This window comes from Streptomyces sp. B6B3, assembly GCF_039871525.1.
In the GTDB taxonomy this organism is placed as follows: Bacteria; Actinomycetota; Actinomycetes; order Streptomycetales; family Streptomycetaceae; genus Streptomyces.
In genome coordinates this window covers 1-4,520 of the sequence record NZ_JBDPLU010000056.1, presented here as the reverse complement: position 1 = coordinate 4,520, position 4,520 = coordinate 1, and the positions used below count along the sequence as shown (strand labels likewise).

General features: G+C 73.9%; 1 protein-coding gene. It reads right to left on the bottom strand.

The genetic code is table 11. The features are described from left to right. Nucleotides 1–4,520: beta-ketoacyl synthase N-terminal-like domain-containing protein (locus ABGB06_RS39285; protein WP_347600502.1), on the bottom strand; the 4,520-nt coding region annotated here is incomplete at both ends.

Here is a 4,520-nt window from a genome sequence, read left to right as displayed (position 1 = left end):
CCGCGAGGTCGGGTGCCTCCGTGTCGGTCGCGGCCACCGCGCCGTGGGTGAGCACCAGCAGACGGCTGTCGGCGTGACGCTCCTCGGCGAGCCAGGCGTTGACCCTCTCCAGCACACCACCGACCACCGCAAGGAGCGGCGCCTCATCCGTGACGACGCGCAGGACCAGCAGATCCGGTGCCTCGTCCGTCACCGCGCCGAGCATGACCAGGTCGCCGTCCGCGTCGCCGTCCGCCGCCTCGGCGGCCGAGGCGGCGGGCAGCGGAACCCAGTCGAGCCGGTGGAGCGGCTCGGTGACGTCGAGGGTCAGCGGCCGCACCAGCAACGAGCCGACGCTCAGGACGGGGTGACCCGCCGGGTCGGTGGCGTGGAGCGTGAAGGCACTCGGGCCGGCCGGGACGATCCGCACCCGCAGAACGGTGGGACCCGACCGCGCGGCACGGGTGTCGACCTGCACGTCCGTCCAGCCGAAGGGGAGGTACGCCGCGCTGCCGTCCTCGGGCCCGGCGAGCACCACGGGGTGCAGGGCCGCGTCGAGCAGGGCGGGGTGGACGGCGAAACGTTCGGCGTCGGCCGTCGCCTCCTCGGGCAGCGCGACCTCGGCGAGCACCTCGTCGCCGTGGCGCCAGGCGGCGCGCAGCCCCTGGAAGGCCGGACCGTACCGCAGCCCCGCGGCGTCGAGGCGCTCGTACAACTCGTCCAACGAAACGAGGACGGCGTCCGGCGGCGGCCAGGCGACCGGAGCGTCCGGCGCGGCGAGCGCGGCGGACGGTGCCGGCGCGGTGGTGCTCGGGAGGGTGCCGTGGGCGTGGCGCGTCCAGGGCGCGGCGTCGGTACCAGCGTCGCCGTTGTCGGCGGCGGGTCGCGCGTGGACGGTGAGCTCGGTGCCGGCGACGGTGACCTGGAGCTCCACCGCGTCGGTGGCAGGGATCGTCAGGGGCGTGGTCAGGACGAGTTCGTCCAGCGCGGCCAGGCCGGTGTGTCGGGCGGCGGCGTGCAGGGAGAGTTCGAGGAAGGCCGTGCCGGGGAGCACGGCCGTGTCGGTGACGGTGTGGTCGGCGAGCCAGGGGTGGGTGCGGACCGAGAGACGCCCCGTGAAGATGACCGCGCCGGCCTGGTCGGCGAGGTGGACGGCGGGCCCGACAAACGGATGGCTGCCCGCCGGCGTGCGGGCCGAGGGCGTGTCGAGCCAGTAACGCCGGCGCTGGAAGGGGTAGGTGGGCAGCGCGGTGATCCCGGCCGTCGACGGGAGGAGCGCGGTCCAGTCGGGGGTGGCGGCGTGGTGGGTGTGGAGGGTGGCGAGGGCGGCCAGGAGCGAGCGGACCTGGTCGCGGGTGCGGTGTTGCAGGGGGACGGCGAGGTGGGGGGTGCCGGCGCCTGCTGCGCTCAGGGTCTGCTCGGCCAGGGTGGTGAGGGGGGTGTCGGGGCCGATCTCGACGTAGGTGGTCACGCCCCTGCCGGCGAGGTGGGTGAGGTGGTCGGCGAAGCGGACGGGTTCGCGGACGTGGCGGACCCAGTGTTCGGGGTCGCGGAGCCGGTCGGTGGCCGTGGCGAGCGGGATGGCCGGCTCGTGGAAGGTCAGGGTGCGCACCACGTCGCGGAAGGGGCCGAGCATGGCGTCCATGTCGGGGGAGTGGAAGGCGTGGCTGACGTGGAGTTCCGTGCAGCGGCGGCCACGGGCGCGGAAGTGGGCGGCGATCCCGCGGGCGGTGGCGGCGTCGCCCGAGATGACGGTGACGGTGGGGCTGTTGAGGGCGGCGATGGCCACGCCCCGGCCGAGGCGGGGGGTGACCTCCGTCTCGGTGGCCTGGAGGGAGATCATGACGCCGGTGGTCGGCATGTCCTGCATCAGGCGCGCGCGGGAGGTGACCAGCAACGCGGCGTCGGGCAGGTCCATGACGCCGGCGCAGTGGGCGGCGGCGATGTCGCCGACGGAGTGGCCGGCGAGGTGGTCGGGGGTGATGCCCCAGTGGTCCAACAGCCGGTACAGGGCGACCTGATGCGCGAAGAGCGCGGGCTGGGCGTAGCGGGTCTGGGCCAGCAGATCGGCTTCCGGGGTGCCGTCGAGGGCGAACAGCACCTCGCGCAACGGGTGTTCCAGGTGCCGGTCCAGCGCGTTCGACACCTCCTCCAGGGCCGCCGAGAAGGCGGGGAAGGCGGCGGCGAGGTCGCGTCCCATGCCGGGGTGCTGACTGCCCTGGCCGGAGAAGAGGAAGGCCGTCAGGTCGCGTGCCGAGGCGAGATGGCCGGGTGGGGTGTACGCCGACTCGTCGCCGGCCAGGGACGCCAGCTCCCGCGCCAGTTCGTCCCGGTCGGCGGCCAGCAGGACCGCGCGGTGATCGAGGGTCGCCCGCGTCGTGGTCAGGGAACGGGCCAGCGACGCGAGGTCGGGCTCACCGTCGTTCTTTTGGATGTGCGTCAGGAGCCGGGCGGCCTGGGCGCGGAGGGCGGGGGCGGTCCTGGCGGACAGCGGGATCGGTACGACCCGGGTGGTGGTGGGGGGTGGTGGGGTGGTGGTTTGTGGGGTGGGGGGTTGTTCGAGGATGAGGTGGGCGTTGGTGCCGCTGATGCCGAAGGAGGAGACGGCGGCGCGGCGTTCGCGTCCGGTGTCCGGCCAGGGGGTGGGATGGGTGAGGAGTTGGATGGTGCCGGTGGTCCAGTCGATGTGGGGGGTGGGTTGGTCGATGTGGAGGGTGGGGGGTAGTTGGGCGTGGTGGATGGCCTGGGTCATCTTGATGACGCCGGCGATTCCGGCGGCGGCTTGGGTGTGTCCGATGTTGGACTTGATGGAGCCGAGCCAGAGTGGTTGATCTGGGGTGCGTTGTTGGCCGTAGGTGGCGAGGAGTGCGTGGGCTTCGATGGGGTCGCCGAGGGTGGTGCCGGTGCCGTGGGCTTCGACGGCGTCGATGTCGGTGGGGGTGAGTCCGGCGTTGGTGAGGGCCTGGGTGATGACGCGTTGTTGGGAGGGGCCGTTGGGGGCGGTGAGGCCGTTGCTGGCGCCGTCCTGGTTGACGGCGGAGCCGCGCAGGAGGGCGAGGACGGGGTGGCCGTTGCGGCGCGCGTCGGAGAGGCGTTCCAGGAGCAGGATCCCGGCGCCCTCGGCCCAGCCGGTGCCGTCCGCGGCGGCGGCGAACGGTTTGCAGCGTCCGTCGGGTGCGAGGCCGCGTTGGCGGCTGAACTCGACGAAGACGCCCGGGCTGGCCATCACCGACACGCCGCCGGCCAGGGCCATGTCGCATTCTCCGGTGCGGAGGGACTGGGCGGCGAGGTGGAGCGCCACCAGCGAGGACGAGCAGGCGGTGTCCACGGTGACGGCGGGACCCTCAAGCCCGAAGACGTAGGACACACGGCCGGAGGCCACGCTGCCGGCGGTGCCGGTGCCCAGGTATCCCTCAACGTCGCTGGGCAGTTCAGGAAGCCAGGCGGCGTAGTCGTGGTAGATCAGGCCGGTGAAGACGCCGGTGCGGCTGCCGCGTAGCGAGGTGGGGTCGATGCCGGCGCTTTCGAAGGCCTCCCAGGAGGTCTCCAGCAGCAGCCGTTGCTGCGGGTCCATGGCCAGTGCCTCGCGCGGCGAGATGCCGAAGAAGTCGGCGTCGAAGTCGCCCGCGTCGTGCAGGAATCCGCCGTGGCGGGTGTAGCTGGTGCCGGGATGGTCGGGGTCGGGGTGGTAGAGGGCGTCCAGTCCCCAGCCGCGGTCGGTGGGGAACTCGCTGATCGCGTCCTCGCCGTTGGCGACGAGCCGCCACAGTTCCTCGGGGGTGCTGACGCCGCCCGGATAGCGGCAGGCCATGCCCACGATGGCGATGGGGTCGCTCACGGTGAGGTGCGCCGCGCCGGGCGGATCGGCGGCGGGGACGCTGGCCGCCTCGGAGAGGTCGCCGAGGAGTTCGGCGTTCAGGTGGTCGGCGAGCGTGCCGGGGTCAGGGTAGTCGAACACGAGGGTCGCGGGCAGGCGGCGGCCGACGGCTTCGGCGAGCCGGTTGCGCAGATGAACGGCGGTCAACGAGTCGAAGCCGAGGTCCTGGAAACCCCGGCTCGACTCGATCGGAGTGCCACGCGGATGGCCGAGCACGGCGGCGACCTCGCCCGCCACCAGGTCCAGCAGCGCCTTCCGCCGGTCCGCGAGGGCGAGCCCGGCCAGCCGGTCGGCCAGGCCGCCGCGGGACGCGGCGAGGGGCCGGGGCGCCGGGCGCGAGGCGGGCACGAGGGCGCGCAGCGCCGGCAGCAGCGTCCCGTCCTCGGCGCGGCGGCGGAGCGCGGTGGGCTCGAAGCGGACGGGGAGGAGCGCGGGCGCTTCCGATGCGAGCGCGGCGTCCAACAGGCCGAGAGCCTGGTCCGCTTCGAGCGGAAGCGCGCCGCTGGCGGCCATGCGCACGCGGTCCCCGTCGCTGACCGAGGTGTTCATGCCGTCGGGTGTGTTCCACAGGCCCCAGGCGAGGGAGGTGGCGGGGAGGCCGGTGGCGTGGCGGTGGTGTGCGAGGGCGTCGAGGTAGGCGTTGGCGGCGGCGTAGTTGGCCTGT